This window comes from Natronococcus sp. CG52 (assembly GCF_023913515.1).
GTDB lineage: Archaea > Halobacteriota > Halobacteria > Halobacteriales > Natrialbaceae > Natronococcus > Natronococcus zhouii.
The window spans coordinates 3,484,673-3,508,971 of the sequence record NZ_CP099391.1 but is presented as its reverse complement, the minus strand read 5'-3'; the positions used below and the strand labels follow the sequence as shown (position 1 = coordinate 3,508,971).

Annotated in this window: 24 protein-coding genes, 1 tRNA gene and 1 pseudogene; 16 read left to right on the top strand and 10 right to left on the bottom strand. The window is 65.6% G+C overall.

What is annotated here, in order from left to right:
• Position 1: 1 nt before the first annotated feature.
• A complete protein-coding gene (locus NED97_RS17565; protein WP_252488311.1) occupies positions 2-541 on the bottom strand; it encodes a hypothetical protein in 540 nt (179 codons plus the stop codon).
• 145 nt (positions 542-686) lie between these two features.
• Between NED97_RS17565 and NED97_RS17560 the strand changes: the two genes are divergently transcribed.
• The 7 genes and pseudogenes from NED97_RS17560 to NED97_RS17530 all read left to right on the top strand — a co-directional run.
• On the top strand, positions 687-1,241 hold the full coding sequence (locus tag NED97_RS17560; RefSeq protein ID WP_252488310.1) for a metal-dependent hydrolase: 555 nt from the start codon (positions 687-689) through the stop codon (positions 1,239-1,241).
• Positions 1,242-1,376: 135 nt separating this feature from the next.
• Positions 1,377-1,841, top strand: coding sequence for a CopD family protein (locus NED97_RS17555; RefSeq protein WP_252488309.1), 465 nt, complete (start codon positions 1,377-1,379; stop codon positions 1,839-1,841).
• Between the two features lie 90 nt (positions 1,842-1,931).
• Positions 1,932-2,360: a hypothetical protein gene (locus NED97_RS17550; protein ID WP_252490648.1), complete on the top strand. Its 429-nt coding sequence runs from the start codon at positions 1,932-1,934 to the stop codon at positions 2,358-2,360.
• Between the two features lie 138 nt (positions 2,361-2,498).
• Positions 2,499-3,401 (top strand): phosphogluconate dehydrogenase (NAD(+)-dependent, decarboxylating), encoded by a 903-nt coding sequence (gene gnd, locus NED97_RS17545; RefSeq protein WP_252488308.1) that lies wholly within the window; start codon positions 2,499-2,501, stop codon positions 3,399-3,401.
• A gap of 215 nt (positions 3,402-3,616) precedes the next feature.
• Positions 3,617-3,904: a HalOD1 output domain-containing protein gene (locus tag NED97_RS17540; protein WP_252488307.1), complete on the top strand. Its 288-nt coding sequence runs from the start codon at positions 3,617-3,619 to the stop codon at positions 3,902-3,904.
• A 92-nt stretch (positions 3,905-3,996) separates the two neighbouring features.
• Positions 3,997-4,069: transfer RNA gene (locus tag NED97_RS17535), tRNA-Arg, on the top strand.
• 356 nt (positions 4,070-4,425) lie between these two features.
• Positions 4,426-4,688 (top strand): annotated as a pseudogene (locus NED97_RS17530) (DUF7563 family protein); the annotation flags it as partial.
• A gap of 830 nt (positions 4,689-5,518) precedes the next feature.
• Here the strand turns inward: NED97_RS17530 and NED97_RS17515 are convergent.
• Together NED97_RS17515 and NED97_RS17510 are read right to left on the bottom strand one after the other, a co-directional pair.
• Positions 5,519-5,746 carry a hypothetical protein gene (locus NED97_RS17515; RefSeq protein ID WP_252488305.1) on the bottom strand — a complete coding sequence of 76 codons (228 nt, stop codon included), beginning with the start codon at positions 5,744-5,746 and terminating at the stop codon, positions 5,519-5,521.
• A gap of 241 nt (positions 5,747-5,987) precedes the next feature.
• Positions 5,988-7,760 carry a Na+/H+ antiporter NhaC family protein gene (locus NED97_RS17510; RefSeq protein ID WP_252488304.1) on the bottom strand — a complete coding sequence of 591 codons (1,773 nt, stop codon included), beginning with the start codon at positions 7,758-7,760 and terminating at the stop codon, positions 5,988-5,990.
• A 323-nt stretch (positions 7,761-8,083) separates the two neighbouring features.
• On the opposite strand from NED97_RS17510, the gene NED97_RS17505 reads away from it, so the two are divergent.
• From NED97_RS17505 to NED97_RS17490, 4 genes are all read left to right on the top strand, one after another.
• Positions 8,084-8,224 carry a hypothetical protein gene (locus NED97_RS17505; RefSeq protein ID WP_252488303.1) on the top strand — a complete coding sequence of 47 codons (141 nt, stop codon included), beginning with the start codon at positions 8,084-8,086 and terminating at the stop codon, positions 8,222-8,224.
• A gap of 208 nt (positions 8,225-8,432) precedes the next feature.
• Entirely contained in the window at positions 8,433-9,686 is a 1,254-nt protein-coding gene (locus NED97_RS17500) for a four-carbon acid sugar kinase family protein (protein WP_252488302.1), read from the top strand.
• Positions 9,679-10,710 (top strand): 4-hydroxythreonine-4-phosphate dehydrogenase PdxA, encoded by a 1,032-nt coding sequence (pdxA, locus tag NED97_RS17495; RefSeq protein WP_252488301.1) that lies wholly within the window; start codon positions 9,679-9,681, stop codon positions 10,708-10,710. The genes NED97_RS17500 and pdxA overlap by 8 nt, the downstream gene beginning before the upstream one ends.
• Entirely contained in the window at positions 10,707-12,017 is a 1,311-nt protein-coding gene (locus tag NED97_RS17490) for a nickel pincer cofactor-dependent isomerase, group 22 (protein ID WP_252488300.1), read from the top strand. The genes pdxA and NED97_RS17490 overlap by 4 nt, the downstream gene beginning before the upstream one ends.
• Positions 12,018-12,107: 90 nt before the next feature.
• Here NED97_RS17490 and NED97_RS17485 read toward each other — a convergent pair whose 3' ends face one another.
• Entirely contained in the window at positions 12,108-13,475 is a 1,368-nt protein-coding gene (locus tag NED97_RS17485) for a GntP family permease (RefSeq protein WP_252488299.1), read from the bottom strand.
• Between the two features lie 139 nt (positions 13,476-13,614).
• Between NED97_RS17485 and NED97_RS17480 the strand changes: the two genes are divergently transcribed.
• Entirely contained in the window at positions 13,615-14,043 is a 429-nt protein-coding gene (locus NED97_RS17480) for a universal stress protein (protein WP_252488298.1), read from the top strand.
• A 75-nt stretch (positions 14,044-14,118) separates the two neighbouring features.
• Here the strand turns inward: NED97_RS17480 and NED97_RS17475 are convergent, their stop codons facing one another.
• Positions 14,119-15,276 (bottom strand): DegT/DnrJ/EryC1/StrS family aminotransferase, encoded by a 1,158-nt coding sequence (locus NED97_RS17475; RefSeq protein ID WP_252488297.1) that lies wholly within the window; start codon positions 15,274-15,276, stop codon positions 14,119-14,121.
• A 423-nt stretch (positions 15,277-15,699) separates the two neighbouring features.
• Positions 15,700-16,944, bottom strand: coding sequence for a hypothetical protein (locus NED97_RS17470; protein ID WP_252488296.1), 1,245 nt, complete (start codon positions 16,942-16,944; stop codon positions 15,700-15,702).
• A 113-nt stretch (positions 16,945-17,057) separates the two neighbouring features.
• Between NED97_RS17470 and NED97_RS17465 the strand changes: the two genes are divergently transcribed.
• Entirely contained in the window at positions 17,058-18,377 is a 1,320-nt protein-coding gene (locus NED97_RS17465; RefSeq protein WP_252488295.1) for an aminotransferase family protein, read from the top strand.
• 20 nt (positions 18,378-18,397) lie between these two features.
• Here the strand turns inward: NED97_RS17465 and NED97_RS17460 are convergent, their stop codons facing one another.
• Complete coding sequence (locus NED97_RS17460) at positions 18,398-18,577, bottom strand: hypothetical protein (protein ID WP_252488294.1); 180 nt, start codon at positions 18,575-18,577, stop codon at positions 18,398-18,400.
• 168 nt (positions 18,578-18,745) lie between these two features.
• Between NED97_RS17460 and NED97_RS17455 the strand changes: the two genes are divergently transcribed.
• Together NED97_RS17455 and NED97_RS17450 are read left to right on the top strand one after the other, a co-directional pair.
• Positions 18,746-19,123: a DCC1-like thiol-disulfide oxidoreductase family protein gene (locus tag NED97_RS17455; RefSeq protein ID WP_252488293.1), complete on the top strand. Its 378-nt coding sequence runs from the start codon at positions 18,746-18,748 to the stop codon at positions 19,121-19,123.
• A gap of 392 nt (positions 19,124-19,515) precedes the next feature.
• On the top strand, positions 19,516-20,193 hold the full coding sequence (locus NED97_RS17450; protein ID WP_252488292.1) for a hypothetical protein: 678 nt from the start codon (positions 19,516-19,518) through the stop codon (positions 20,191-20,193).
• A gap of 217 nt (positions 20,194-20,410) precedes the next feature.
• On the opposite strand, the gene NED97_RS17445 is transcribed toward NED97_RS17450, so the two are convergent.
• The 3 genes from NED97_RS17445 to NED97_RS17435 form a co-directional block, all read right to left on the bottom strand.
• Complete coding sequence (locus NED97_RS17445) at positions 20,411-21,874, bottom strand: lipase maturation factor family protein (RefSeq protein WP_252488291.1); 1,464 nt, start codon at positions 21,872-21,874, stop codon at positions 20,411-20,413.
• Between the two features lie 83 nt (positions 21,875-21,957).
• Entirely contained in the window at positions 21,958-22,404 is a 447-nt protein-coding gene (locus NED97_RS17440) for a response regulator (RefSeq protein WP_252488290.1), read from the bottom strand.
• Positions 22,405-22,899: 495 nt separating this feature from the next.
• Positions 22,900-23,691, bottom strand: a complete 792-nt coding sequence (locus tag NED97_RS17435; protein ID WP_252488289.1) for an HpcH/HpaI aldolase family protein — start codon at positions 23,689-23,691, stop codon at positions 22,900-22,902.
• A 95-nt stretch (positions 23,692-23,786) separates the two neighbouring features.
• Here NED97_RS17435 and NED97_RS17430 point away from each other — a divergent pair, with 95 nt between their 5' ends.
• Positions 23,787-24,275, top strand: coding sequence for a cupin domain-containing protein (locus NED97_RS17430; protein ID WP_252488288.1), 489 nt, complete (start codon positions 23,787-23,789; stop codon positions 24,273-24,275).
• The last annotated feature ends 24 nt before the right edge of the window (positions 24,276-24,299 follow it).

Genomic DNA, 24,299 nt, shown 5'->3' with positions numbered 1-24,299 from the left:
GCTACTCGTCGACCTCGATATCTCCTTCCATCGTCTCGGGGTGGACCTCACAGCGGTACGACGTCAGGTCGTCGCTCGCCTCGACGGTGAGCCACTGTTCCTCCTCCTCGTTGACGTCCGTCGCGTCGCGCTCCTCGTCGTCCGCCCAGAGCGCGAGGTTGTGACTGTCGCCGCCGCGGTTCACGTAACCGATCTCGTACTGCCAGCCCGCGACGAGTTCGAGGGTGGGGTTCTCCTCGCCCTCGATCTCCGACGGTTCCTCTCCGATCCAGACCTCGTCCTCGTCGGCCGCGAGCAGAATTTGCTCGCCGCCCTCTCCGTTCTGTTCGGCCCCCTCGGCTTCGCCGAGGCCGTCGTCGTCTTCGACCTCCTCCGGTTCTTCGCCGTCCTGTTCCTGTCCGTTTCCGGTTCCTTCTTCGGCCTCCGGCTCGTCCTCGGCATCTTCTTGGTCGGTACAACCTGCAACCGCGGCCGTCGACCCTGTCACCGTTACGGCTGCGACCCGAAGGATGCGCCGTCGCCGAGGGTCGTCCTGATCCATGCGTGCCGTTGGCTATCGACGCGGATAAGCCGCCAGCCAGCACTCGCGCAGTCGTTCGCCCGAGCGCACGCGGTCGTGGAACGGGAAGGCTGTCCGCCGTGACGATTCGCCTACCGTTTTCTCGCTCGCCCATCTATAGCGGAGTATGATGGCGACGACTCACGTGTTCGCCGGCCTCGCAGTCGTCGCTCCCGTCGCCTACGTCTCCCCGGAGTTCGCCGCTCCGCTCGCCGTCGGCGCGATCGTCGGCGGTCTCGCGCCCGATCTCGACCTCCCGTTCGAGCACCGTCGGAGCTTTCACTTTCCGGTCGTCGGTCTCCCGGTGGCTGTCCTCGCGGTCGGACTCGCCGTCTTCGCGACCTCGAGCGCGACCGTTACGTTCGCCGCCGTCGCCGTCGTCGCGTGGCTTCACGCGGCGAGCGATGCGCTCGGTGACGGGCCCGAGATGGATCCCTGGACCAGCCGCGGCGACCGTGCGGTTTACGACCACGCCCGCAGCCGGTGGATTCGCCCCCGGCGGTGGATCCGCTACGACGGCGCACCCGAGGACGGCGTCGCTGCGGTCGTCCTCGCAGTGCCGCCACTCCTGGTCTTCGAGGGGTGGATCGCTGCGCTGGTCGTCGGAGGCATCGCCGTCTCGATCGTCTACGTCCTCCTTCGTCGCCGGCTGGTCGCGTGGTTGCCGGAGTGGCTCGAGTGAGCGGGCGGGGGCGAGCACCCTCGACGGGTTTTACGACGTTCGGCGAGTCCACGTCCGAACGAGTGACACGCTCCGAGGGACTGGACTCGGCGGAAAGTCGGAACGCTGATACCATCCCTCACGAAGCCCTTCGGTATGGTTGATACGTTTCTCGCTCGGACGGCCCATCTCGTCTTCGCCGCGCTCTGGGCCGGCAGCGTCTTTTACGTCGCGTTCGTCGTCCTGCCGCTCGCTCGAGACGGTGCGTTCAACACGACGAAACCGCTCGAGGCGATCTCCGGCCGACTCACGACGATATCGCGCGTGAGCGCGCTCGTCTTGCTGCTCACCGGCGGTCACCTCGCGGGGACGCGATACACCGCGGACGGACTCGTCGAGACGACGAACGGGCAACTGGTCCTGGCGATGGTCGCGCTCTGGCTCGCGCTGGCCGGCCTCGTCGAGGTCGGCGCGAAGCGCTTCGAGACCGGTCTCAACGGCAAAAAACTCCGCGAACCCGCGGCCGACGCGTTGCCGCTGTACCGCGCTGGGGCGGTCGTCGGCATCCTGTTGCTCGTCGTCGCCGGCGCGATCACGACCGACGTGACTGCGATTATCTAGCTCGCCACGACTCTGTTTTGTTCCGATACATTTCAGAAAACAAGATTGTTACGAAAGATACTTAGTCAGTTACTGTAAGGTACTCTCATGATGTTCAGGGGCAAGGGAATGGCCCTGTCGCTACTCGCGGTGGGAACGGCTGCGGCCGCCGGCTACGTCCTCCAGTCTGAACGCTCACGGAACGGCACGGCGCGCTCGAAGGCGAATCTCGGCGCCAGAATCGTCGGGGAGGTTCCCGACGGTGCGACCGTTATCGACGCCTCGACGCGTCGACTGGCCGAGATCCCGGGCGCTCGAACGGCACTGGAGCGTGCGATCCACAACAACGCGCGCGACGAGTGGGAACACGTGACGCTCGAGCGCGACGGTGCGTGGTCGATCGTCGACGCGATCCGCGACTCGCTGCCGTACTACGACGCCGACCGGGGCGAGTACAACGGCGTCTACGTCCGATACGACGACCGCGTCATCGTCCTCGACGCGATCGGCTGGGCGCGACTCGAGGAGCCCATCCAGTAATCTCGGCGGCGAACTTCGTACGCCCTCGCCCTCTCCCAGGCGTCGCGGGCGGATACGCTCTCGTTTTCCCGTTTCGACGGTCGGTGGACTCCACGACGAATCACAACCACTACCTCACAGCCCCGCCCATCCACGCTCATGCAACTGGGCGTAATCGGACTCGGACGCATGGGACAGATCGTCGTCGATCGGGTGCTCGAGGCGGGCCACGAGGTCGTCGCCTTCGACCTCGATCCGGAAGCGGTCGCGACCGCCGCCGACGCGGGGGCCGAACCCGCCGAATCGGTTTCCGATCTCGCGGACCGACTCGGCGACGGGAAGCGCATCTGGTTGATGGTCCCCGCGGGTGACGCGGTCGACGCGACGCTCGAGGACCTCGATCCGCATCTCGATTCGAACGACGTCGTCGTCGACGGCGGCAACTCCTACTTCGAGGACTCCGTGCGCCGGGCCGAGGCCTGTTCCGCGGCGTACCTCGACTGCGGGACCTCGGGCGGCCCGGCGGGTGCGAAGCTCGGCTTCTCGCTCATGGTCGGCGGTCCCGAGTGGGCCTACGACGAACTGACGCCCGTCTTCGACGCCGTCGCGACCGGCCCCGACGGACACGAACGCATGGGTGACGCGGGTTCGGGTCACTACGTCAAGATGGTCCACAACGGCGTCGAGTACGCGCTGATGCAGACCTACGGCGAGGGCTTCGAGTTGCTCCACGAGGGGCGGTACGATCTCGACCTCGAGAACGTGGCGTCGGTCTGGAACAACGGCGCGGTGATCCGCTCGTGGCTGCTCGAACTCTGCGAGGAGGCGTTCCGCGAGGAGGGCACGGATCTGGGCACCGTCGCGGACCGCATCGAGGGCGGCTCGACGGGAACCTGGACGGTCCAGGAGGCGCTCGAGCAGGAGGTCCCCCTGCCGCTGATTTACACCGCGCTCTCCGAACGGTTCGGCTCGCGGGCCGACGACGGCCGCTTCTCGCGACGACTGGCGAACCGTCTCCGGTACGGCTTCGGACGCCACGAGGTACCGCGCCGGGAGGAATAGCGCTCGTCTCCGCCGCCGGCGTACACCGCACATCATAACGCGTGTTAGGGTCTCCGGAATACCTGACTCCGGTCGCGCTCCGCACGTCACGCTCGATTGAACCCTGCGAGTGACACTCATTTCCTCCATCGACTTCGGGCCGAAATATTGGGTTATTTTCTTTACTCCTGCCCTGCACACCACTAATAGTGAACTCTCAACGACCGACGGCAAGAGTGACCGACGCGGAGAATCGACGACCGAGTACGGCGATTATCGATCTGGTCGCTCGCGTCGACGGCGTCGACCCGATCGCTCTCGAGCCGCTCTACAACGCGATCGATCCCGATAAACTCGATTCGATCTGTGACTCGAGTTCCGGATTCCAGCAGCTCTCGTTCTCCTACGAAGGACGGACAGTCACCGTCGAAACGTTCGAAGAGGGCCTCGAGATATCGCTCGCAGACGCGGAGTATCCGGGCACCGAATCCGCCGAAACCGCCGATATCGAATCCTCGCTATAACTCGTCTATCACCGGGTACTATTGAACGGTGGTGGCGGTGCGGTGATGAAAGGGAACCATTATACGGTCGCTCAGACTAGCTTCGCCCTCGAGGGCGTGTAGCTCAGTGGACAGAGTTCTTGGTTCCGGACCAAGATGTCGCGGGTTCAAATCCCGTCGCGCCCGCTATTCTGTGCGAGTGACAGCGAACACGAATAGCGAACCGCGCGGGATTTGAATTAGACCGAGGTTCTGCGCTTCGCGCAGGTTCTCGGGCGTAGTTCACAATCCCGTCGCGCCCGTTCGACTCGCTCCGCTCGTCTCACGAACGCGACGCAGCTCGCGAACGCGCTGCGTTCGTAATCGTCTCGTTTCACGTTCATACAGACCGTTCCGTAGATCGATTCATCTGTCCGATTCCGGCAGATTCAACATCCAATCGACGAGGGTCGAAACCCGCTATCAACACGGATCGGACTGCGGCCCCGCCACGTCCGGCGATCGTCTGCGCAAACGGAAGTGAGAGACGGTGACGATCGCCCCCCTGGCCGTCGGTCGATCACTCGACCTGTCGCAACTGCGGTGCCCGCGTTTCGGACCGGTTTCGTCGCGCTTTCGGTAACGCGCCGATCGCGTCCACCGCTGCGGTGAGTGCGATACGTACGTGCGTCCGACCCGCGGCTCCGCCGCTGGCGTCGACGTCCCGATCCCGGATCCGGAGACGTCGCCCGACCGTCACGGAGGTGAGGAGCAGGCGACCGACGAGCGGGTTCGCCGTGCGCTCGAGAACTATCGTAGCCACTGAAAATCTGTGCACACCCCATCGCACAGCCGTCCTGTGATCGGTGTGTAAATCGTTTCAGTTGGTACTGTAGGAGCGGATCGGCGTAGGCGACGAGAATACTATCACGGAGAACGGTACTGTCAGTCCCCAGTATCCTCTTCAATAGAGTCGGGAGTATCGGCCAATTTCGAGAGGGGCTTAAATTCCGTACTCCCGCAGGAACCACACCCGTCTCGACTTCCAATCGGAACTATTCGCTCCTTTGATAGCTTCATAGCCGCGTACACCGAACCGCACTCTTTGCAGGCTGCCATTAGATTGGACTCTCCGCTCCTATCTCCCATCGTTCGGAAAGTAGAGAGATTGTTAAAGAAACTGTCGTGAGTACGGCAGGAGTAACAGTCTGCTTGTTACAACAGTAACAACAGACGAACGTTCCGGAGCCGGGCGCACTCCCAGTCAGGACGGAGGGTCGTGATGAGCGCCAACACCGAGTGGGATGATCGCGACCTCGAGCGTGAACTCGCGAGTCCGGCCGCCGGTCAGGCCGAAATCCTCGTCGAAGCGATCTGCGTGAGCTGTGGCGGATCCGAGTCAACCGTGCGAATTTCGAGGAACACGACCAGAACCCGGGCGTCAATTCAACGACGCTCGAGGCGCCGGATCTCACGTCGCTCGAGCACGTCCGCCCGCGAGAGGGTGCGACACGGTGGAATCCGGTAGCGGTGCTCTCGGGTCTACCTGAGGCCGGAGGTGAGTCGGCGTGAACGACAGCACGTCTGCGAACGGTACTGAGCGACTGGTTCGGTATCCGGCTACCAGCTGGGGAGGAGTATTCCGTACTCGATCGGTTACATGTACGTCCCGGGCTGTTCTTCGAACTCGTCCCGATGATCGGTCGAACAGAAGTGATGATTTTTCCCTTGAGACAGAGTTCCGATCCGTTCTTCCTCGCCCTCGTGGAGTTCCTCACCACAGACGGGGCGCTTTTCCGTGTGAATGCACCTTCTGGAAGAGTCGAGAGGCGCGACAAGGAGCGCTCTCCCTGCAATCACAAAGATATCGTGTCGGTCGGTCATCGCACGCGGACACTGACCGCGAGCGGGAGGAGTAGCTACGTCCCAGGTCGAGACGACGACTCACGAGGTCGAAGAGAAGAACAAGCGCGCCGACGAACGAAAGAAACGCGAGTACGAGGAGTAGAAAAAGAACTGACGGAACGCGTCTGATCCGGACGAGTGACCGGTTCCGGACCCACTCGATCACGCTGACCGTGCGTTGATCCCCTGATTTTGTTTTGAATCGCTTACAAGAACCCATTCAGGTGGCGAGCATCGCGAATCCGAAGACGAGCGCGAGATATCCGAGAACGATGATGACGGCGGTTACGGGAACGACCTCGAAGTGATCGTAGGCTCCGTTGACGGCCGTCGTTCCGGTCTGGACGTCGTCTCGTTCGATCGCGTTGACGTCGACGTCACCGTTATCGATCGCTCGAGCGCTCGGCATGACTTCGGGGAGATTCTTGCGGCGGGCATCGATTTTGTTCAGTGCGATGACTGCAACGACGGTGAGCACGAACGAGAGCGGAAGCAGGATTCCGGCCGAGGTGATTCCGGCGGCGTACAGGAGCAGCGCGACGACGGTGACGCCGGCTGCGGTCATCGCGAACGGGATCTGCGTGTTCACGTGGTCGATGTGATCCGATCCGGCGAAGATCGAGGACATGACGGTCGTATCGCTGATCGGTGACACGTGGTCGCCCCAGATGGCCCCACCGAACAGCGCACCCATGAGAACGGGGAGAATCGAGAGGCCGACCAGTTCGTAGCCCAGCGGGATCGCCAGCGGCGTCACGATCGCCATGGTTCCCCACGACGTTCCGGTCGTGAACGCGATAAACATCGCAGCGGCGAAGATGATGAGTGGGAGGAACGATCCCGGGACGCCGCTGCCGACCATCACGTCGACGATGAACTCGGCGGTCCCGACCTGTTCGGCGGCGTGGCCGATACCCCAGGCGAGGACGATGATCGCGGCCGCGATCATCATCGTCTTGAACCCGTTGATAACGACGTCGCTCGCCTCGTCGAGATCCATCGTTCCGAAACCGAGTGCGCCGACCATCCCGACGATCATGAACGCGAACGCCCCGTAGAGTAGGCCGAGAGCGACGTCGGTCTCCTGGAACGCCGTCGCGATGTCGACGCCGGGTTCGTATCCGCCGCCGAGCCACCACATCGAAACGAGTCCGACGATCAGTAGCGTCAGGATCGGAGCGAAGAAATTGAACAGCGTCGGATTCTTTTCGCTCGGTTCGCCGACGTCGGTGGTGATGTCCGAGAGCGGCGTTGCGTCCTCGCGGAGCGATTGCTTCTCCTTGCGCGAGCGCCACTCGGCGTCGAGCATCGGACCGTAGAACCGCTGGGTAATCGAAATGAAGCCGACCATGAAGAACGCCATGAAGCAGTAGATGTTCCACGGGATACTCTGGAGAAAGAGTCCGAACGCGGTAATTCCCACCTCGTCGGCGGTGAATCGAGCGGCTTCGAAGCCGACGATGATCATCGACACCTGATACCCGATCCAGTTCGAGACCGGGCCGAAGGTCGTAACCGGCGAGGTCGTCGAGTCCAGCACGTAGGCGTGCATCTCGCGCGAGCTATCGTTCTCCTCGGAGAGCTCCCGAGTCGCGTTTCCCGTGACGATCGTACTCGTATACGAGTCGAAGAAAATGAACACGCCGATGAGCCAGGTCAGAATCTGGGAGTCCCGGGCCGTGTTCACCCGGTGTCCGATCCAGTTCTGAAGCGCGATGATCCCGCCCGATTTGTAGATAAACGCGGCGCCGGCCCCCATAAACATGATCAGAAGGAGGAACCGGGTGTTGAACGGTGATCGGACTACTTCGACGATCCAATCCATCGAAAGTGCCGTCGCCGCGACGGGGCTCCAGTCGGCGATCATCAGCGCGCCGATCCAGATACCAGCGAACAGTGATACCAGCACCTGCCGCGTGTACATCGCGAGAACGATCGCGAGAAGCGGCGGCGCCAGCGCCAGGACACCAACCGGGAGTGATTCGTATGACATACCCTCACAATTTCTGAACTATCCATTTTTAAACTTCCTATGAGACATCTGTTTTCGAGTTGAGGGGTCGAGATGTCCGCTGTCCGTGGTCGTTCTCGCCTTCTCGAGTCCGTGATCGTCGAATGACGGGCAAAGGTTCAATCCGCTCGAGGGTGTGTTTCGGCTGCCATGTGCGAAATCGGTAGCGATCGGCCCGCTCGCACCGGGCGGCTGACCGCCGATCGGAGACGAGACGCCCGAAACGGTGGCACCGAAACAGCCCCGCTATCGGGAAGTAGCGACCGGCCGACCGACACGAGCGACGTTCGGACGGAGGTGTCGAAATGACCGAAAACGACGACGAGGAGGACGAACAGGAGAATAACGAAACCATTTCCGAAGACGAGATGCGCCAGGACGAAACCGATCCTGACGCAGAACCATCGGACGACGATGCCGACGACGAGTCCTCGGACGAGACGTAGGACGGGGCGACGAACGCGAGGGGCTGGCTCGAGCGGCTCGAACGTCGATCCCACTTCCGCCGGGTGATTTTCGGTCGATCAGTTCGCCGCGAGCCGAACCCGTCGTACGCGGCCGTCGCGCGGAGGGCGCAGCCGTTCGATCCGGCGGGGCGAGGGAACCGTTCGTCACCGCCGAGTCGTTTTGTATCTTCGCCGGGATGGGTGAGCCATGACCAACGCGCTGGTCGTCGCCGACGATCTCACGGGGGCGATCGACACCGGCCACGGGTTCGCGAGGCGAGGACGCGGCGTTCGGATCGTCCTCTCCGGACCGCACGCCGAACGGTCTCGCTCGGCCGACGCCGACGTGCTCGTAATCGACACCGACAGCCGCGACGTCGATGCCGACACGGCCGCCGCCGCGGTTCGGACCGCACTCGAGGCATCGCCGCCGCTGGCGTACAAGAAGGTCGACTCGACGCTCCGCGGGAACGTCGTCCCGGAGGTAGACGCCGCGATCGACGCGACCGACGCCGACCTCGCGGTCGTCGCGCCGGCGTTTCCGGCGACGGGACGAACGACGCGCGACGGGGTCCATTTCGTCGAAGGGGTTCCGCTCGCCGACGCCGACTACGGGGTCGACGAGTCGTCGCTGCTCGAGCGCTTCGCGGACTCTCGGTACGACGTCGACTCCCTCGAACTCGAGGTGGTCTCGGCCGGAAGCGACGCCGTCGAGGACGCGCTCCTGGATCGACTCGAGACGGCCGGTTCGAGCGTCGTCCTCTGTGACGCCGTCGAGCCGGCGCACCTCGCCGCCGTCGCCGACGGAAGCGCGACGACCGGGGCCGAGATCCTGTACGTCGGTAGCGGCGGGCTCGCCGAACACGTCGCCGTTCCCGGAACCCCCCGGCGTTCCCCGACACCGGAGCGACGCGGCGACGGCGTGCTCGCGGTCGTCGGCAGCGTCAACGACCGGACGCTGTCACAGCTGGCTGCAGTCCCCGATCGCGACGTCGTGCGGGTAGATCCGTCGACCGCGGTTCGGGACCCCGAGACGGCGGCTCGAGAGGTGGCTCCCGAGCTCGTCGATCGCATCGACGAACGGGGTCGGGTGGTCCTGACGGCCGCGACCGACGAGTCGGACGTAACCCGCGCGAGAGATGCCGCTGCGGCGCTCGAAAGCGAACCATCGGCCGGCGATCGAATCTCGAGAGCGCTCGCGCGTGCGACGGGCGACGCGGTAACAGACGCCGATCCCGCCGGGCTGTTTCTCACGGGCGGCGACGTCGCCCGCGCCTGCCTGGACGAGTTGTCCGTCGGGGAGATCGAACTCACCGGTGCCGCGGTCGCCGAGGGCATCCCCGAAGGACGGCTCGTCGACGGCCGGGCCCCGGGAACGCGCGTCGTCACCAAGGCCGGCGGATTCGGCGGAACGGGAGCTATCGTTAACTGTCTGGATCGGATACACGCGAGCAATGAGTGATGCAGACCGTCCCGTCGTCGCGGTGACGATGGGCGATCCGGCCGGCATCGGCAGCGAAGTCGTTCTCGCCGGCTATCCGCGACTGCTATCGGTCGCGCGGCCGATCGTCGTCGGCGACGCGAGCGCGATGCGAGCGGCGCTCGACGTCCGCGAGAGCGCCCTCGAGGTTGCCGCCGTCGACGAGATACCTGAGGCCGAGTTCGACCCCGAGACCGTTCCGGTGCTCGACCTCGACAACGTCGACGACCTCGAGTACGGCGTCGTCCGCGAGGAGTTCGGCGCGGCGAGCCTCGAGTACGTCGAGCGAGCGATCGAACTCGCTACGGACGGACGCGTCGACGCTATCGCGACCGCCCCTATCAACAAGCAGGCGACCCGCCTGGCGGGCAGCGAGTACGCCGGCCACACCGGGATGCTCGCGGACTACACCGACACGGAGAACTACTCGATGATGCTCGTCGAGGACGAACTTCGGGTCACGCACGTCAGCACGCACGTTCCGCTGCCGGAGGCCTGCGAGCGCGTCACGACGGAGAGCGTTCTCGACACCGTTCGGGTCACCGACGAGGCGTTACGCGAACTCGGCCTCGAGGAGCCGACCGTCGCGGTCGCGGGACTCAACCCGCACGCCAGCGACGGCGGACTGCTCGGCGACGCCGAGGCCGAGGAGATCGAACCGGCCGTCGAGCGCGCTCGCGAGGAGGGGATCGACGCGGTCGGGCCCGAGTCGCCGGACACCGTCTACGTCCAGGCCGCGTCGGGCGCCTCCGACTGCGTCGTGTCGATGTACCACGATCAGGGACACATCCCGATCAAGATGTTCGGTTTCTCGAGCGGCGAGGAGGTCTCCGGCGTCAACGTGACGATCGGGCTTCCGATCGTCCGCACGAGCGTCGATCACGGGACGGCCTTCGACATCGCCGGCGACGGCATCGCGTCGGAAACGAGTCTGGTCGACGCCGTCGAGGTCGCCGCCGAGATGGCGACCCGTCGCGCGAACGAAGCCCCGCCCACGGAGCCATGAAACTGGAACTACCCGACGCCGAGACGCTGCGGGAGACCAACGATCACGCGATCGACGACCTCCCGACGTTCGCCGTCGCGCGCCGCGAGCGGGACGTCTCCTCGATCGAGGACGTCGAGGCCGTCGCCCGGAGCGCCGTCGCCGACGTTGACGCGTTCGAGACGCTCCCCGAGGGCGCCGAGATCGCGATCACGGCCGGCAGCCGCGGCATCCACGACATGCCCGCGGTGCTTTCGGCGGCCGTCGACGAACTCGCCGGGCGCGGATACGAGCCGTTCGTCCTCCCCGCGATGGGAAGCCACGGCGGCGCGACCGCCGAAGGACAGGTCGAGACGCTCGCCGCGCTCGGCATCACCGAGGAGTCGATGGGCTGCGAGATCCGATCGTCGATGGCGGTCGAGTCGGTCGGGACCGACGACCTCGGCCGTCCGGTGTACGCCGCCGCGGACGCGCTCGAGGCCGACGCCGTCCTCCTCGCCAACCGCGTGAAGCTCCACACGGACTTCCGGGGCGCGGTCGAGAGCGGCCTCTCGAAGATGGCGGTGATCGGCCTCGGCAAACATCGCGGCGCCGAGTCGCTGCACAACGCCGCGATCGCCACCGATTTCGCCGACGTCATCCAGGACCGAGCGGGCGTCCTGCTCGAGGAAACACCGATCGTCGGCGGCATCGCGGTCGTCGAGAACGCCGACGAGCGGGCCGCCCACGTCGAAGGTGTGAACGCCGCCGACATCCCGGAGCGCGAACCCGAACTGCTGGAGCTGGCCGCCGAGGAGTTTCCCTCGCTTCCGGTCGACGACCTCGACCTGCTCGTCGTCGACGAAGCTGGAAAGGAGAAGTCCGGAACCGGGATGGACACCAACGTCCTCGGCAGGTACTACTTCCACGGCGAGGCCGAACCCGAGTCGCCGTCGGTCACCAGGGTGTACGCCCGGTCGCTGACCGATCCCTCGCACGGCAACGCGCTCGGCGTCGGACTCGCCGACTTCGTCCACCGGGAGTTCGTCGCCGACATCGACTTCGAGGACACCTACGTCAACATCGTCACCAGCGGCGAACCCCGGCGAGCGAAGCTCCCGTTCGTCGTCCCCGACGACGCCACGGCGCTGTTGCTCTCGTGTTCGATGACCGGGGTCGCCGAGCCCGACGACCTGCGCGTCGCCCGGATCCCGAGCACGATGAACCCGGACGAACTCGTGGTATCCGGGCCCGTCGCGGCGGAGCTCCGCGAACGCGAGGACGTCACGGTCGGCCCGCTGGAACCGCTCGCGTTCGACGACGGCGAACTTCCGGCCGATCCGTACTGACGAGCGTTCGAGCCGGCGGAGCGTCGGGTTCGACGCAGCCGGTGGTCGGGTACGGTGTACGAAATCCTCGAGCAGTCGCTCGAGAGGGGATCACCCCATCGGCGCGATCAGCGACATCGCGAGCACGAGCACCAGTCCGGAGACGGACATCACCGTCGCCACCGCGGAGTATGACTTGAACGTCTCCATCTGGTTGATGCCGGCAACCTCGCTGACGACCCAGAACCCGCTGTCGTTGTACCAGGGGGCGATCATCCCGCCGAAGCCGACCGCCATCATCATGTAGACCGGGTGGGGCCCCAGGTCGCCCGTCAGCGGGGCCATCATGGCGGCGCCGGTGAGGATCGCGACGGTTCCCGACCCCTGAGCGACGCGGATGACGGCCGCCACGAGCCAACCGGCGAAGATGAGCGGCAGTCCGAACTCGACGAGTCCGTCCGCGATGTACTCGCCGACGCCCGCCTCGGCCAGCATCGCGCCGAAGGTCCCGCCGGCCGCGGTGATCGCGATGATGTTCCCGCCGGACTTGATCGCCTCCGTCAGTTCCTCGCTGAACAGCGACCGGTCGCCGCCCATCTCCATGCGGAAGTAGGTGAACGCCGAGACCATCGCGGCCGCGGTAAGCGCGAAGTTCGGATCGCCGATGAAGGTCGCGATCCGCTGGAGCAGGGCACCTTCCGCGAGCAGGACGCCGGTGATCGTCGCCGACGCGATGAACACGACCGGAACGGCGATCGGCAGCGAGGATTCGAACAGTCCCGGCAGTTCGTCGACCGGCGTCTCCGCCTTCTCCTCGAGGCTCTCGGGGGTCGATCCCATCGCCTCGCGGAGCGGGAAGTCCTCCCGCCTGTTCAGGAACCGTCCGTAGACGATTCCGCCGAGCAGCGACGTCGGAAGCGCGAGCGCGGCGCCGACGATCAGCGCGAGTCCGACGTCGACGCCGAGTTCCTCGGACATCGCCAGCGGACCGGGCGTCGGCGGGACGAGCATGTGGGTCGCCAGCGCACCCGCACAGAGGACGGAGACGTACAGCGAGAACTTGATCCCCGTTTTCGCCTTCATCGATCGCCCGAGGGGCGCCAGGAGGTAGAACACGTTGTCGAAGAACACCGGGATCGACAGCACGTAGCTGCTTCCCATCAGCGCCCACTCCGACTGCCCTTCGCCGGTCAGGGACCGAAAGCCGCGAACGATACGCTCCGCGGCGCCGCTGTCCATCAGCGTTTTCCCGATGATCGCCGCCATCAGGATCGGAATCCCGATCGACACCATCACGTCGCCGAAGGATTCCGCCACCGCCGCGGGGACCTCCTCGAAGGGGATCTCCGGCGTGACGACCCCGATCACCATCGCGGCGATAACGAGGCCGACGAACGCCGGAAGCCGCAGCCACACCAGTAGCGCCACGACCGCTATTACGCCGATCAGAAACGGAACGAGTGGGTTAGTGAATACCATGCGTGATTACCCACTATGTCAATACTTATTAGCAGTTTTGGCGGAAAATCTCGAGCACGCACTCGGGCGCACGGCGACGTTCGAGCGGGTTCGGTCAGTAGCGAGAACTTTTTTACCTACATTTGTGATACGTAACGCTATGGCTATCGTTGCAGCGGTCGACGGTTCTGCGGGATCGACGGCCGTACTTGACGAGGCGGCAACGCTCGCGAATCGCTTCGACGAGCCGCTTCACGCCGTGTTCGTGTACGAACGATCGGAGCACAGTCACCTCGCGTATCAGCACCTCGAGGAGCGAGAACCCGACTCGGAGGTTCAGGTAGAGAAGATCGCTCACGACGTGATCGACGAGGCGGCCGAACCCGTCACCGACGAGTACGAGGTGGTCGGCCGTCGAGGCGAACCTGCAGAAGAGATCCTCGAGTACGCGGACCAGGTCGACGCTCGGTACGTGGTTATCGGCGGTCGCTCCCGGTCGCCGGTCGGAAAGGCGCTGTTCGGAAGCGTCACGCAGTCGGTGCTCCTCGAGGCGGACAGACCGGTCGTCGCCGTTATGGAGAAGCAGTGATCGCCGAAAGCGTCTGAGTTCGGAACGTCGTCGTTCGGCCGCACGAGGCGTGTCTTCGCCGCTTTCGTAACCTCGTTACCGGTTCACCGTCGCGGACTCCGCCGTGCGGATCGCGCGGACGGCCCGCTCGCCGACGTACTCCGCGTCCTCGACCGACAGGTCTCTGTGGATGGGCAGGCAGATGTGCCGATTCATCGCCGCCTCCGCGTTCGGAACGATGCCGTCGGTGTCGTACCGCTCGGTCACGAACGGCTGACGGTGCAGGGGCGGATGGTAGGCCCAGTCGATCGTGATCCCGTCCCGCTCGAGGAACTCCCGAATTCGGGTTCGGTCTCGGTCCGGTTCGAGCGCGACGGGGTACCGCCAGTAACTCGAGCGGACGGCCGACGGCGGCGAGACGGGACGGGCGATCCCCTGATCGGCGAGCTCCGAGAGGGCGTCGTCGTAGACTCGGGCGATCTCGTTGCGGTGGTCGACGAAGGCGTCGACGTGCTCGAGCTGGCTGCGGCCGAGCACGGCCGCGAACTCGGAGAGCCGGTAGTTGCTGCCGAGGAACTCGAACCGCGAATCGTCGGTTTCCGGGTCGAGCCCTCGGTTCCGGATCGCCGCCGCCTCCCTGGCGAACGCCTCGTCGTCGGTCAGTATCATCCCGCCCTCTCCCGCCGTCATGACCTTGGTCGCGTAGAACGAGAAACACGCCACGTGACCCATGCTTCCGGCCGGTTTGCCGTCGATCGAGGCGCCGTGGGCGTGCGAACAGTCCTCGATCAGGAGGGCGTCGCGTTCCTCGCAGAGCGCCCGCAGTTCCGGCGTTCGCTCGCAGACGTTGCCGGCGAAGTGAACGACGACGACGGCGGCCGTGTCGTCGCTGATCAGCTCCTCGACCGACTCGAGCGAGATGTTGTGATCGGAGGGCTCGATGTCCGCGAACCGAAGTTCGCCGCCCGTCGACAGCACCGACGAGGCGTTCGCGGCGAACGTCTGGGGCGGGACGATCACCTCCTCGCCGCGGACGTCGAGCGTCCGGAAGACCGTCTCGAGAGCCGACGTACACGAGTTCGTCACGATGCCGTGCTCTCGGCCGACGTACGCGGCGAACTCTCGCTCGAACGCCGAGCAGTGATCGCCCATCGTCAGCCGCGCGTCGCCGTCGAGCATCCGCTCGATCTCCGTCAGCACCCACTCCTTTTCGGGGAACGTGCCGCCCGTCGCGATCGGGTACTCCGCAGTCATGCTCGTTCGCCCGTGTCGCCGCGTACTCGAGAGTTCGATGCAGTACTATTCGATGTGGTGACCCTCGACGGCTGAATCGAGAGCCCTTCACCGCGCAGCCGCCCACCGTTGCGCCTGGCTGATCGCATACCCCGACCTGTCACTCTCGGTATCATAAGTATCCGCCGCGAAACGTTCGATAGCGTACTGTTTCTCGAGTGAACGTCAGCGGTACCGACCGATTGTGTCGAGATCGATCGTTCGGAAACGGGCGCCTACCGCCGCCGATCGCTGCTCAGTTCGGGGGGACGAGAACAGTTGTCGAAACCCGACGCGCCGCGACGAGGGCTCGAATCCAGCGCTCGACAGGGCCTCGCTGAGCCGTGCTATGGAAGGCTTACCGATAAGTTCCGCTGCTACCGCCCACCGAATCGGGCCCCACCATCAGACCGCGTCGCGGAGCGCCCAGACGTCGGCGGTCGGCTCGAGTCGGTGCGGCTCACACCCGCGCTCGGTGAGGATCCCGGTGTGGTACAGCATCGCCTTCAGCTGAAAGACCGTCGGCGAGTGGTAGATCGATCCGTCCTCGAGCGCCGCCCGCCGAAGTTCGCCGTCCGCGGTCAGGACGCGCCGCCGGACGGCCTCGTCGCCGCGGACGAACAGTTCCACGGTGAACGAGGGGTGCAACTCGTGAAGGTACTCGACGAACTCCACGAGCGACGGTTCTCGGGTTCCGTCCTCGTGGAGCCGCTGCAGCTCGGTTACGAGCAGCTCCGTCGCCGGGTACGCGAACACGACCCGGCGGGCGAGCTGGCCCCACGCCGGCGCCAGGTCGACGAACCGCTTTCGCGAGCGGTACCACTCCTCGAACTCCGCGAGGGCCGCCTCGACGGAGCCACGGCGGGCCAGCGCGAACCGCACCACCTCCTTCCCGAGCGAGGTCAGCGTGGGCTCTCGCGGTCCGTCGTCGATCAATCCCAGGAACGCGGCACCGCGTCGCGCCTCCGTCGTCGCGCCGACGACCTCGTACTCCGAGAGCAGCGTCTCGGTGTCGCCGTCGGCGTGGTGAGCCAGCGGATAGCCGAGGTAGTTCTTCGGGTGGTTCAGTCCGAAGGACTTCTCCGCGACGCCCTGTGTGCTCGCTTGAAACCGCAGCGCCGTCGCCTCGGTGGTCGTCCGGTTACCGACGATTCGCGGCACCTCGAGCGCCGTCACCGAACCGTCGGGTTCGACGCCGAGAACGCCGACGTTCAGCTCTCGTGCGAGCGTTCGGTCGGTCTCCGAAATAACCGCCGCGGGCGCGGCGAAGTAGGCCGCGTTCGCCTCGTGGAGCCGGTCGTAGGCCCGGACGATCCCGAGGTGCGTATCGACGCCGCCGCTCGTGTGACCCTTCGCCTCGACGGCAATCAGCGGCGGTTCGTCGCCGAAGCGTTCGACGGCCAGTAGCTCCGCCTCGAGCGCGCGGACGCCGACGAGGTCCGGATAGCCGCCGCCGATCCGGACGTGGTTGAACGGCGACAGACGCTCGCGGACGTCGGGATCGACGGGACGACCGGGGAGCCACTCCTCCCGCGAGAACTGGGTGTCGGCGACCGCGTAGGCGCGCTCGGGATCATCGTCCGGAAAGAGCCGGCGCTTCGTGTGGGCGAGGACCTGCGGTTCGGTGAGCGACCGGACCGTACTGCTCATGGGTCCGCATTCGCCACCGCCACTACTAATGTTTCGACGATCCGACGGATGCCGCGACGCTTCTCGCCGGATGATCCCAGACGCTAAGGATCAGCAGTGCGAGATGAGACGACATGGCAAACGACCGATTGGATGCGGGTGGGGTCATCCAGCACTGGTACGCCGCCGCCGCCGATCCGATCACGATCGTGGAGGGCGACGACGCGACAGTCTACGACGACGAAGAGACCGCGTATCTCGACTTCCTCTCGCAACTGTACTGCTGTAACGCCGGCCACAGCAACCGGCACATCGTCTCGGCTATCGCGGAGCAGGCGGATCGCATCCCGTACGTCTCCTCCGCGAAGCACAACGATACCCGTTCTCGACTCGCCGCCGATCTCGCGGAGATCGCGCCGGGCTCGCTCTCCGACGTGTTCTTCGCCATCTCCGGCAGCGAAGCCAACGAGACGGCAGTCCAGATCGCGCGGACGGTGCAGGACGCCCCGACGATACTCACCCGCTGGCAGTCGTACCACGGCGGGACGTACGGCTCGGGCGCGCTCACCGGCGATCCGGGGACGCGAAAGACGCTCGAGCGACGCGCGGCGACGACCGGCGTCGGGAAGTTCCTCCCGCCGCTCCCGGGTGCCTTCGACGCCGAGACGCCGGAGGAACTCGCGGAGCAGGCCGCGAACCACGTGGAGTTCGTCCTCCGGAACGAGGGTCCCGACTCCGTGGCCGCCATCGTGACCGAACCGATCGGCGGGACCAGCGGCGCGTACCCCGCCCCGCCGGGCTACTTCGAGCGGATCCGCGAGATCTGCGACGAGTACGACGTGCTGTTGATCTCCGACGAGGTGATCACCGGCTTCGGTCGGTGCGGCGAGTGGTTCGGCATCGAGACCGAGGACGTCCAGCCCGATCTGCTGACCTTCGCCAAGGGCGTGACGAGCGCGTACGCCCCGCTCGCCGGCGTGATCGCGGACGCCTGGATCGGCGAGGAGATCCGCGGCGGCTCCTACGACCTCGGGCAGACGTTCGCCGGCCACCCGGTCGCGTGCGCCGCGGGCGAGGCCGCGATCGACGTCTATCGGGACGACCTCATCGACCAGGGGCGGCAGGTCGCCCCACACCTGGAATCGCGGCTGCGAGACCTCGAGGAGCGGTTCGACGTCGTCGACACCGCCCGCGGACGCGGCCTCCTGTGGAGCGTCGTCTTCGCCGATCCGAAGACGGGCGAACCGTTCGTCCACCCGTGGGTGGACGACAAGGCGGACAACCCCGTCGCCGACGTTCGCTCCGAAGCCCAGGACCGCGGCGCGCTCTTCGGCAGCGGTCGGCCCGACGTCCAGATCATCGTGGCACCGCCGCTGTGCGTCACCCGTGAGGAGATCGACGAGGCGATCGACGCGCTCGAGGCGTCGATCGAAGCCGTCTTCGAAGACGAGTAGTCTCGGATCGATCGCGCTCGTTATCGCGATCCGATCTCGAGTTCGCTCACCATTCCCGCGACGAGACTCACCGTTCCGAGCAGTGCGAGCGCGAGACCGAGCAGCCAGGGCGGCGACGCCCGCTCAAAGAGCGCGACGAGCCAGAGGCCGCCGACGAGGACGACGCCGCCGGCGACGATCAATCGGACGAATCGCTCCATGCTGACCGATTTCGGGGCCGAAAACAAGTATCTCGGGTTGGAACGTCCGGGGTACGATCTCGTCGGCCGCGACCGAGTATCGGATTCGCAGAGATCTCCGGGCGCCACTTACTCCTGCCTCCCGGCCGACAGTATAAGTACTCGCGCGTCGACGCTCTCTGACGAGAGATGTCCGAACCGACGCTCGTCTTCGACGACGACTGCGGCTTCTGTACGTGGTGGGCCGAGTTCTTCGACGACCGGACGGACGTCCGCATCGTCGGCTTCAGCGACCTCACGCCCGAACTGCGCGAGCGACTGCCCGAGCACTACGAGGAGTGCTCGCACCTGGTGACCGACGAGGCGGTCTACTCCTGTGGCGCGTCGATCGAGGAGGGGCTCACCCGGCTCGAGGGCGACGGGGGCGTGACTCGAGAGACGGTCGACTTCTTTCGGAACTTCGAGGACTACGAGCGACTCCGCGAGCACGGCTACCGCTGGGTCGCGGACAACCGCGACTTCTGGGGGCAGTTCCTCTCGAAGACGCCGCCGGTTCGGCGGGAGTGAGCGAAGACAACGCGTTCGCGAACTCCGTCGCGCCCGTTCGACTCGCTTCGTTCATCTTACGAGCGCGACGGGAGTCGGATCACGACCGCTGATCTCGATCCGGTGGCGGATCCTCCTCGGTCGGGAATAGTGTGAGTCGGTACTCGCGACCGCTCCCGAAACGGTCGCTACGGGTAGCCGAACGGTGGATCGCTGGGGAAGCAATCCACCCCGCTACGAGGGATTAGCCGCCGTTCCGAGGCCCATAATCACAGATCGATGCTCTCGGGTATATAGAACAGCCGAAGCTGCTAATTGCTAGCTTGTATCATTCGAAGGCGTACCTTCACCGAGGAACCACGAGTAGCGTAGAAGACGCTGACAAAACGGACGAGGCGATCATCAGCGGAGGGGTGTCGGACGCAGAGACGGGTGTACAGGTAGCGGGAGCCTGGCTCGCCCTCGGATCGCTTCTTCTCGCGGTGAGCCTCGCCCTCCATCCACCGCCCTCCCCGGACCTGGGTGAGTTCATGGCGAGTATCGCCGAGAGCTCCACTCTGTGGGTGGCGGTTCACTGGGCGGCTGCACTCGCTCTCACCGTGCTCGCGATCGCGGGGCTACTCATGCTGACGGCCGGATCGCGTCTCACGCGGGCCTGGTGGACGATGTCCGCGTGGGCCGTGCTCGTCGTCGGCGCGCTGTGGGTAACGACGACCGCCGTCGCAGAGGCCACCGTGGCCGGAGACACCGCGACGTTCGAAGCCTGGCAGATCTTTGCAGAGGGAAAGGCGGTCGGATTCGGGTTCTTGGCCGCAGCGGTTGCCGTGATCGCCGTCAACGAGGCGCGGAGTGCGCTTTCGATCACGCCCGCGTGGGCGGCGTGGATCGGGGCCGTAGCGGCAGTCGCGGCCTTTATCGGCTACGTCGTCCTGGGACTGGTGCTCGGAGTAGCCATCGGCGGGCCGATCTGGCTCGCCTCCGCGATCGTAATGAGCCTCTGGACCTTCTGGTTCGGTGCCGGACTGGCACGGTCCGAGAGTTCGAGGACGGAACCCGAGGAGGCGGGAACGCGACGGGCGAGGATCACCTAACTCGGATCAGTTTCGACCGTCTGGAAACCGACGGCGACCGGCGCCGAACCGGCGGATAGCGGCTTCCAGCACGAAACCGAGATGGAGGCCGGAACGACTCGAATAACGACGGCTCGAGTGAGAGAGACGCGCGTCGCGTTGCGCTTCCGACGACGTTTAGCCTCGGTAGAACGCCCGGTCGGACGCTCGAATTCTGTACGTCCCGGCTCGTCCGAGGTTACGCTCGAGGCTCGCGGAGGCGCATCTCCTCGAGGGACGCCGGACTGACGTACGTGCCGACGCGTTCCCTGTCCCACCAGTCACCCGTCTCCGCGCGTTCCTCGGGTGTCGTAAACCGGTACCGGTAGCGGACCGCACGGACGTGTTCGGGCGACTCGTCGGTCCCCGCGAAGGGGTCCTCGGCCAGCAGCGAGCGCGTGGCCTCGTCTTCCTCGAGCAGCCGTCGTAACAGTCGCAGGAACCACGGGTGACGGCGCGGCGTCGGCGACATGGCGGCGAACCACAGCTGCCAGTCCAGCCGCAGGTGGTAGGGGGCGACCTGGGGCGGTCGCCGCTCCGGATCCGTCGGCTTCCCCTCGAACCGGTACGGTTTCCACTCCGTCTCGTCGGTGACTCGCTCGTCGCTCGTCCCCTGGATCACGATCTCGTAGCGATCCCTGGTCACCGAGCCGAACGCGCCGTAGGTGTTGACGAGGTGCAGCGGGTCGAAGGCGGTGTTCATCAGCTGCCGTTCGGAGAGCATGTTTCGGACCGGCCGGATGCTCAACGCGAGGACGAGGACGGCGACGAGGATCGCCGCGGCCTCGAGGTAGATCGGCGTCGCAGTGGTCGCCGGGGCGGTGATCGGCAGGGCGGCCTCGAGAACGCCGTCGCTGAACGTGGCGACCGCCAGCACGATGGTCAGCGCGTTCAGCCAGGCGAAGTTCCCGGTGACCATCAGCCAGCCCTGGAACCCGATCGTCGCGAGGCCGGCCAGCGCCGACGCGGGCTGGGGGGCGAAGTAGAGAAACGGACTCGCGAGTTCGAAAACGTGGTTGCCGAGCGTCTCGGTCCGGTGGAACCGATTCGAGCGGTGGTGGGCGAACCAGCTCACCGGGTTCGGGATCGGCTGGGTCTCGTAGTGGTAGTCCATACAGCGCAGGTCGCGCCAGCACTCGTCGCCGCGGATCTTGATCAGCCCCGCACCGAACATGTTCCGGAAGAGCAGCCACTGGAGCAACAGGAGGACGACGACCGGCGGGGAGACGCTGCCGGCGCCGAGGAAGATCGCCAGAAAGCCCGTCTCGAGCAGCATCGACTCCCATCCGTAGCCGTAGAAGAGCTGTCCGGCGTTCACGAACGAGAGGTAGAGCAGCCAGAGCGCGGCCCAGAGCGCCATCGACGCCGGCGTCGCGGAGGCGTCCGGAAGCTGGTACGGAACCGCCAGCAACGCCAGCGCGGAGAGTCCGACGCCGGTCCAGGCCGCGATCCCGATCAGCCGATCGCTCGGGAACAGATAGAACAGACTCGGCCGCTCCCTGAACGAGGCGCCGTCGACGTACCACTCGAGCGGCAATAGCCCGTCCTCGCCGGCCAGCGGTCGGAACTGGAAGGCGGCGACGAGAAACGCGAGCAAATACAGCAGGGCGAGCCCCCGCTGGAAGAAGAAGCGAACGAGCCAGAACTCCTCGCCGTGCCACATACGTTCTCGTGGGTTCGTGACCGACGAAAGGATGTCGCCGACGTGTGCTCGGGTCGCCGGCGAACCGACCGATCGTCGCTCGGCTACGACGGCTCCGCGGACTCCGGCGGCAGGCTCGCGTGGTCGAACCAGAAGCGTTCGATCGCGTGCACCATGGAGACGAGTTTGCTGGTCTCGATCGGTTTCGTCAGGTAGGCGTTGGCCTGCGCGCGATAACACCGCACGATGTCGTCGGTGGCCTTCGAACTCGTGAGGACGATGACCGGCAGCCGCCGGAGCGCCGCGTCGTCTCTGATCGTCTCGAGCACGTCGTAGCCGTCCTTACCGGGCAGATTCAGGTCCAGGAGGACGAGATCCGGCGCGGACTTATCCGGATCCCGCGCTCGCTCGTTCAACAACTCCAGCGCGTCGTCGGCGGTCGTCGCGACGTGAAGCGTGTGGTCGCCCTCGGACTCGCCGAACGCTTCCTGAATGAGGCGGACGTCACCGGGATTATCCTCGACGAGTACCACGTCACCCGAGGCCGTCATCGAGGGCACCGATTCGGTTGCGGTCCGCGTTCGCCCGTTCTCTCACTCCAGACCGCTCCCTCACCGACGCCGTGTCGAAACGATCTCCGGTGACCTTCTCGAGTCCCCTCGTTCGAACTCCTCGAAAATAGCTCGTAAAACGCCGCTTCACTCCTTACTTCTTCGTCCGGTAAACGCGACTGCCGCTCTCCGTTCGACCGTCGGGTTACACCGGTGGTTCCGACGGTGGCGTTCTCGAGTCCATCTTCCATCGGTATATCACAGCTGTTTCAGACGGTTTACCCTGGCCATTGCTTACGCAGGATACTTTTATACAGTAAAACAGGTGCCCGTCCTGGCTACGGAGTGCATTCGTGACAGTTGTAGAGTACCGCGTTGTGACCGGGGTCGACGGTCACCGATCGTCGGTAGCCCTGAACTCGTCTGCGAGAGTCGCCTCCGATCCCCCTCTGAGGTCCGAACGGTCGCGAACGAGCGTACGGCGACGTTCGATAACTACCGCTCCCCGCCGTAGTCGTCGAACCACGACGTGACCGCGCTCTGTAACGCACCGGTAGTACTTCCGAGGTTCAGTATCTGGTATCCCGCGTCGGCTTTCTCGTTGACGTCGTCCATCCCGAATCCCAGTCCGCCGAGGGGAACGTCGGCCTCGAGAGCCGCCTCCCGAATCGTCTCGACTGCCGCCTGAACGTCCTCGTGAGTCGGTTCGCCGGGGTGGTCGAGAGCGACCGCGAGATCGAGCGGTCCGGCGAAGACGAACCCCAGTTCGGGCACCGCGAGGATCTCCTCGAGGTTGTCGATCGCCGTCTCGTTCTCGATCGTCACCCCGACGACGACCTCCTCGTCCTCCGTCTTGACGTACTCCTCGGCCGTCCCCCACCGACTCGCGCGGGGGTTGGCGAACCCGCGCTTTCCGGCCGCTCCGTCGTACCGGAACCGCGACGCTTCGACCGCCCGTCGAGCCTGTTCTCCCGTCTCGATCCGGGAGACGAACAGGTTCCGGACGCCCGCGTCGAGCGCCTTCCGAACCATGCCCGGATCGGGTTCCGGCAGTCGAACGAGCAGTTCCGTGTCGGTCACGTCCGCCGCACGGAGGAGGTTCTCCGTGCGGTCGCCGTCCCACGGACTCGGGCCGGCGTGCTCGAGGTCGATCCAGACGAAGTCCAGCCCGAGGTCGCCGTAGAGTTCGACGAGCGCGGGACTGTAGGTGCTCTCGAGGACGCCCAGCGCGACGTCGTCGGTCTCGAGCGTTCGGCGAAGCGCGTTCGATCGCGGTGACGAAGACATGGCGTTCCTCCACCAGCAGCGGCGGGATAAACCTTGGCGGAACCCGGCCCCGAACCGGAAGTAGAACTTTGGTCCGAACCCGCGAACCCGGCCGCATGGAGCGAGTCTCGATCGACGACCTCGAGTCCGAACCGTACGACGAGGCGTACCAGTCGGATCGGCGCGTGCTGTCGGACGCCCTGAACACGGCCCACCTCGCGGTCACGCGCTACGCGCTCGAACCGGGCGAACGATTCAGCGGCTCCGTTCACGCGCACGCGGATCAGGAGGAAGTGTTCGTCGTCCTCGAGGGGGAGGCGACGTTCGAGACGAGGGCGGGAGAGGTCGCCGTCGAGGAGGACGAGGTTATCAGGTTCGCCCCCGGCGAGTTCCAGTCCGGGCGAAACGCCGCCGACGAGACGCTCGTCGCCCTGGCGCTGGGTGCGCCCCGCGAGACCGACGATATCCGGATCGACCGGATTCCGGTACTCGACGACAGGAACGTCTCGTGCCCGGAGTGCGAACGCGACAGCATGCGGATTCCGACCGACGGACGATCGGGTCTGGTCTGTCAGGTGTGCGATGCGACGCTGGAAGTCGAGTGAGCGCGACGCCGAGTCCGGCGACGG

Bases quoted from the DNA above. Each gene is read 5' to 3' on its own strand.
- NED97_RS17445 (WP_252488291.1), bottom strand. From the start codon at position 21,874: ATGTGGCACGGCGAGGAGTTCTGGCTCGTTCGCTTCTTCTTCCAGCGG.
- NED97_RS17485 (WP_252488299.1), bottom strand. From the start codon at position 13,475: ATGGTATTCACTAACCCACTCGTTCCGTTTCTGATCGGCGTAATAGCG.
- NED97_RS17560 (WP_252488310.1), top strand. From the start codon at position 687: ATGATGGCGACGACTCACGTGTTCGCCGGCCTCGCAGTCGTCGCTCCC.
- gnd (WP_252488308.1), top strand. From the start codon at position 2,499: ATGCAACTGGGCGTAATCGGACTCGGACGCATGGGACAGATCGTCGTC.
- NED97_RS17510 (WP_252488304.1), bottom strand. From the start codon at position 7,760: ATGTCATACGAATCACTCCCGGTTGGTGTCCTGGCGCTGGCGCCGCCG.
- NED97_RS17470 (WP_252488296.1), bottom strand. From the start codon at position 16,944: ATGAGCAGTACGGTCCGGTCGCTCACCGAACCGCAGGTCCTCGCCCAC.
- NED97_RS17555 (WP_252488309.1), top strand. From the start codon at position 1,377: ATGGTTGATACGTTTCTCGCTCGGACGGCCCATCTCGTCTTCGCCGCG.
- pdxA (WP_252488301.1), top strand. From the start codon at position 9,679: ATGAGTGATGCAGACCGTCCCGTCGTCGCGGTGACGATGGGCGATCCG.
- NED97_RS17460 (WP_252488294.1), bottom strand. From the start codon at position 18,577: ATGGAGCGATTCGTCCGATTGATCGTCGCCGGCGGCGTCGTCCTCGTC.
- NED97_RS17435 (WP_252488289.1), bottom strand. From the start codon at position 23,691: ATGTCTTCGTCACCGCGATCGAACGCGCTTCGCCGAACGCTCGAGACC.
- NED97_RS17490 (WP_252488300.1), top strand. From the start codon at position 10,707: ATGAAACTGGAACTACCCGACGCCGAGACGCTGCGGGAGACCAACGAT.
- NED97_RS17550 (WP_252490648.1), top strand. From the start codon at position 1,932: ATGTTCAGGGGCAAGGGAATGGCCCTGTCGCTACTCGCGGTGGGAACG.
- NED97_RS17475 (WP_252488297.1), bottom strand. From the start codon at position 15,276: ATGACTGCGGAGTACCCGATCGCGACGGGCGGCACGTTCCCCGAAAAG.
- NED97_RS17500 (WP_252488302.1), top strand. From the start codon at position 8,433: ATGACCAACGCGCTGGTCGTCGCCGACGATCTCACGGGGGCGATCGAC.
- NED97_RS17465 (WP_252488295.1), top strand. From the start codon at position 17,058: ATGGCAAACGACCGATTGGATGCGGGTGGGGTCATCCAGCACTGGTAC.
- NED97_RS17515 (WP_252488305.1), bottom strand. From the start codon at position 5,746: ATGACCGACCGACACGATATCTTTGTGATTGCAGGGAGAGCGCTCCTT.
- NED97_RS17480 (WP_252488298.1), top strand. From the start codon at position 13,615: ATGGCTATCGTTGCAGCGGTCGACGGTTCTGCGGGATCGACGGCCGTA.
- NED97_RS17430 (WP_252488288.1), top strand. From the start codon at position 23,787: ATGGAGCGAGTCTCGATCGACGACCTCGAGTCCGAACCGTACGACGAG.
- NED97_RS17565 (WP_252488311.1), bottom strand. From the start codon at position 541: ATGGATCAGGACGACCCTCGGCGACGGCGCATCCTTCGGGTCGCAGCC.
- NED97_RS17455 (WP_252488293.1), top strand. From the start codon at position 18,746: ATGTCCGAACCGACGCTCGTCTTCGACGACGACTGCGGCTTCTGTACG.
- NED97_RS17440 (WP_252488290.1), bottom strand. From the start codon at position 22,404: ATGACGGCCTCGGGTGACGTGGTACTCGTCGAGGATAATCCCGGTGAC.
- NED97_RS17505 (WP_252488303.1), top strand. From the start codon at position 8,084: ATGACCGAAAACGACGACGAGGAGGACGAACAGGAGAATAACGAAACC.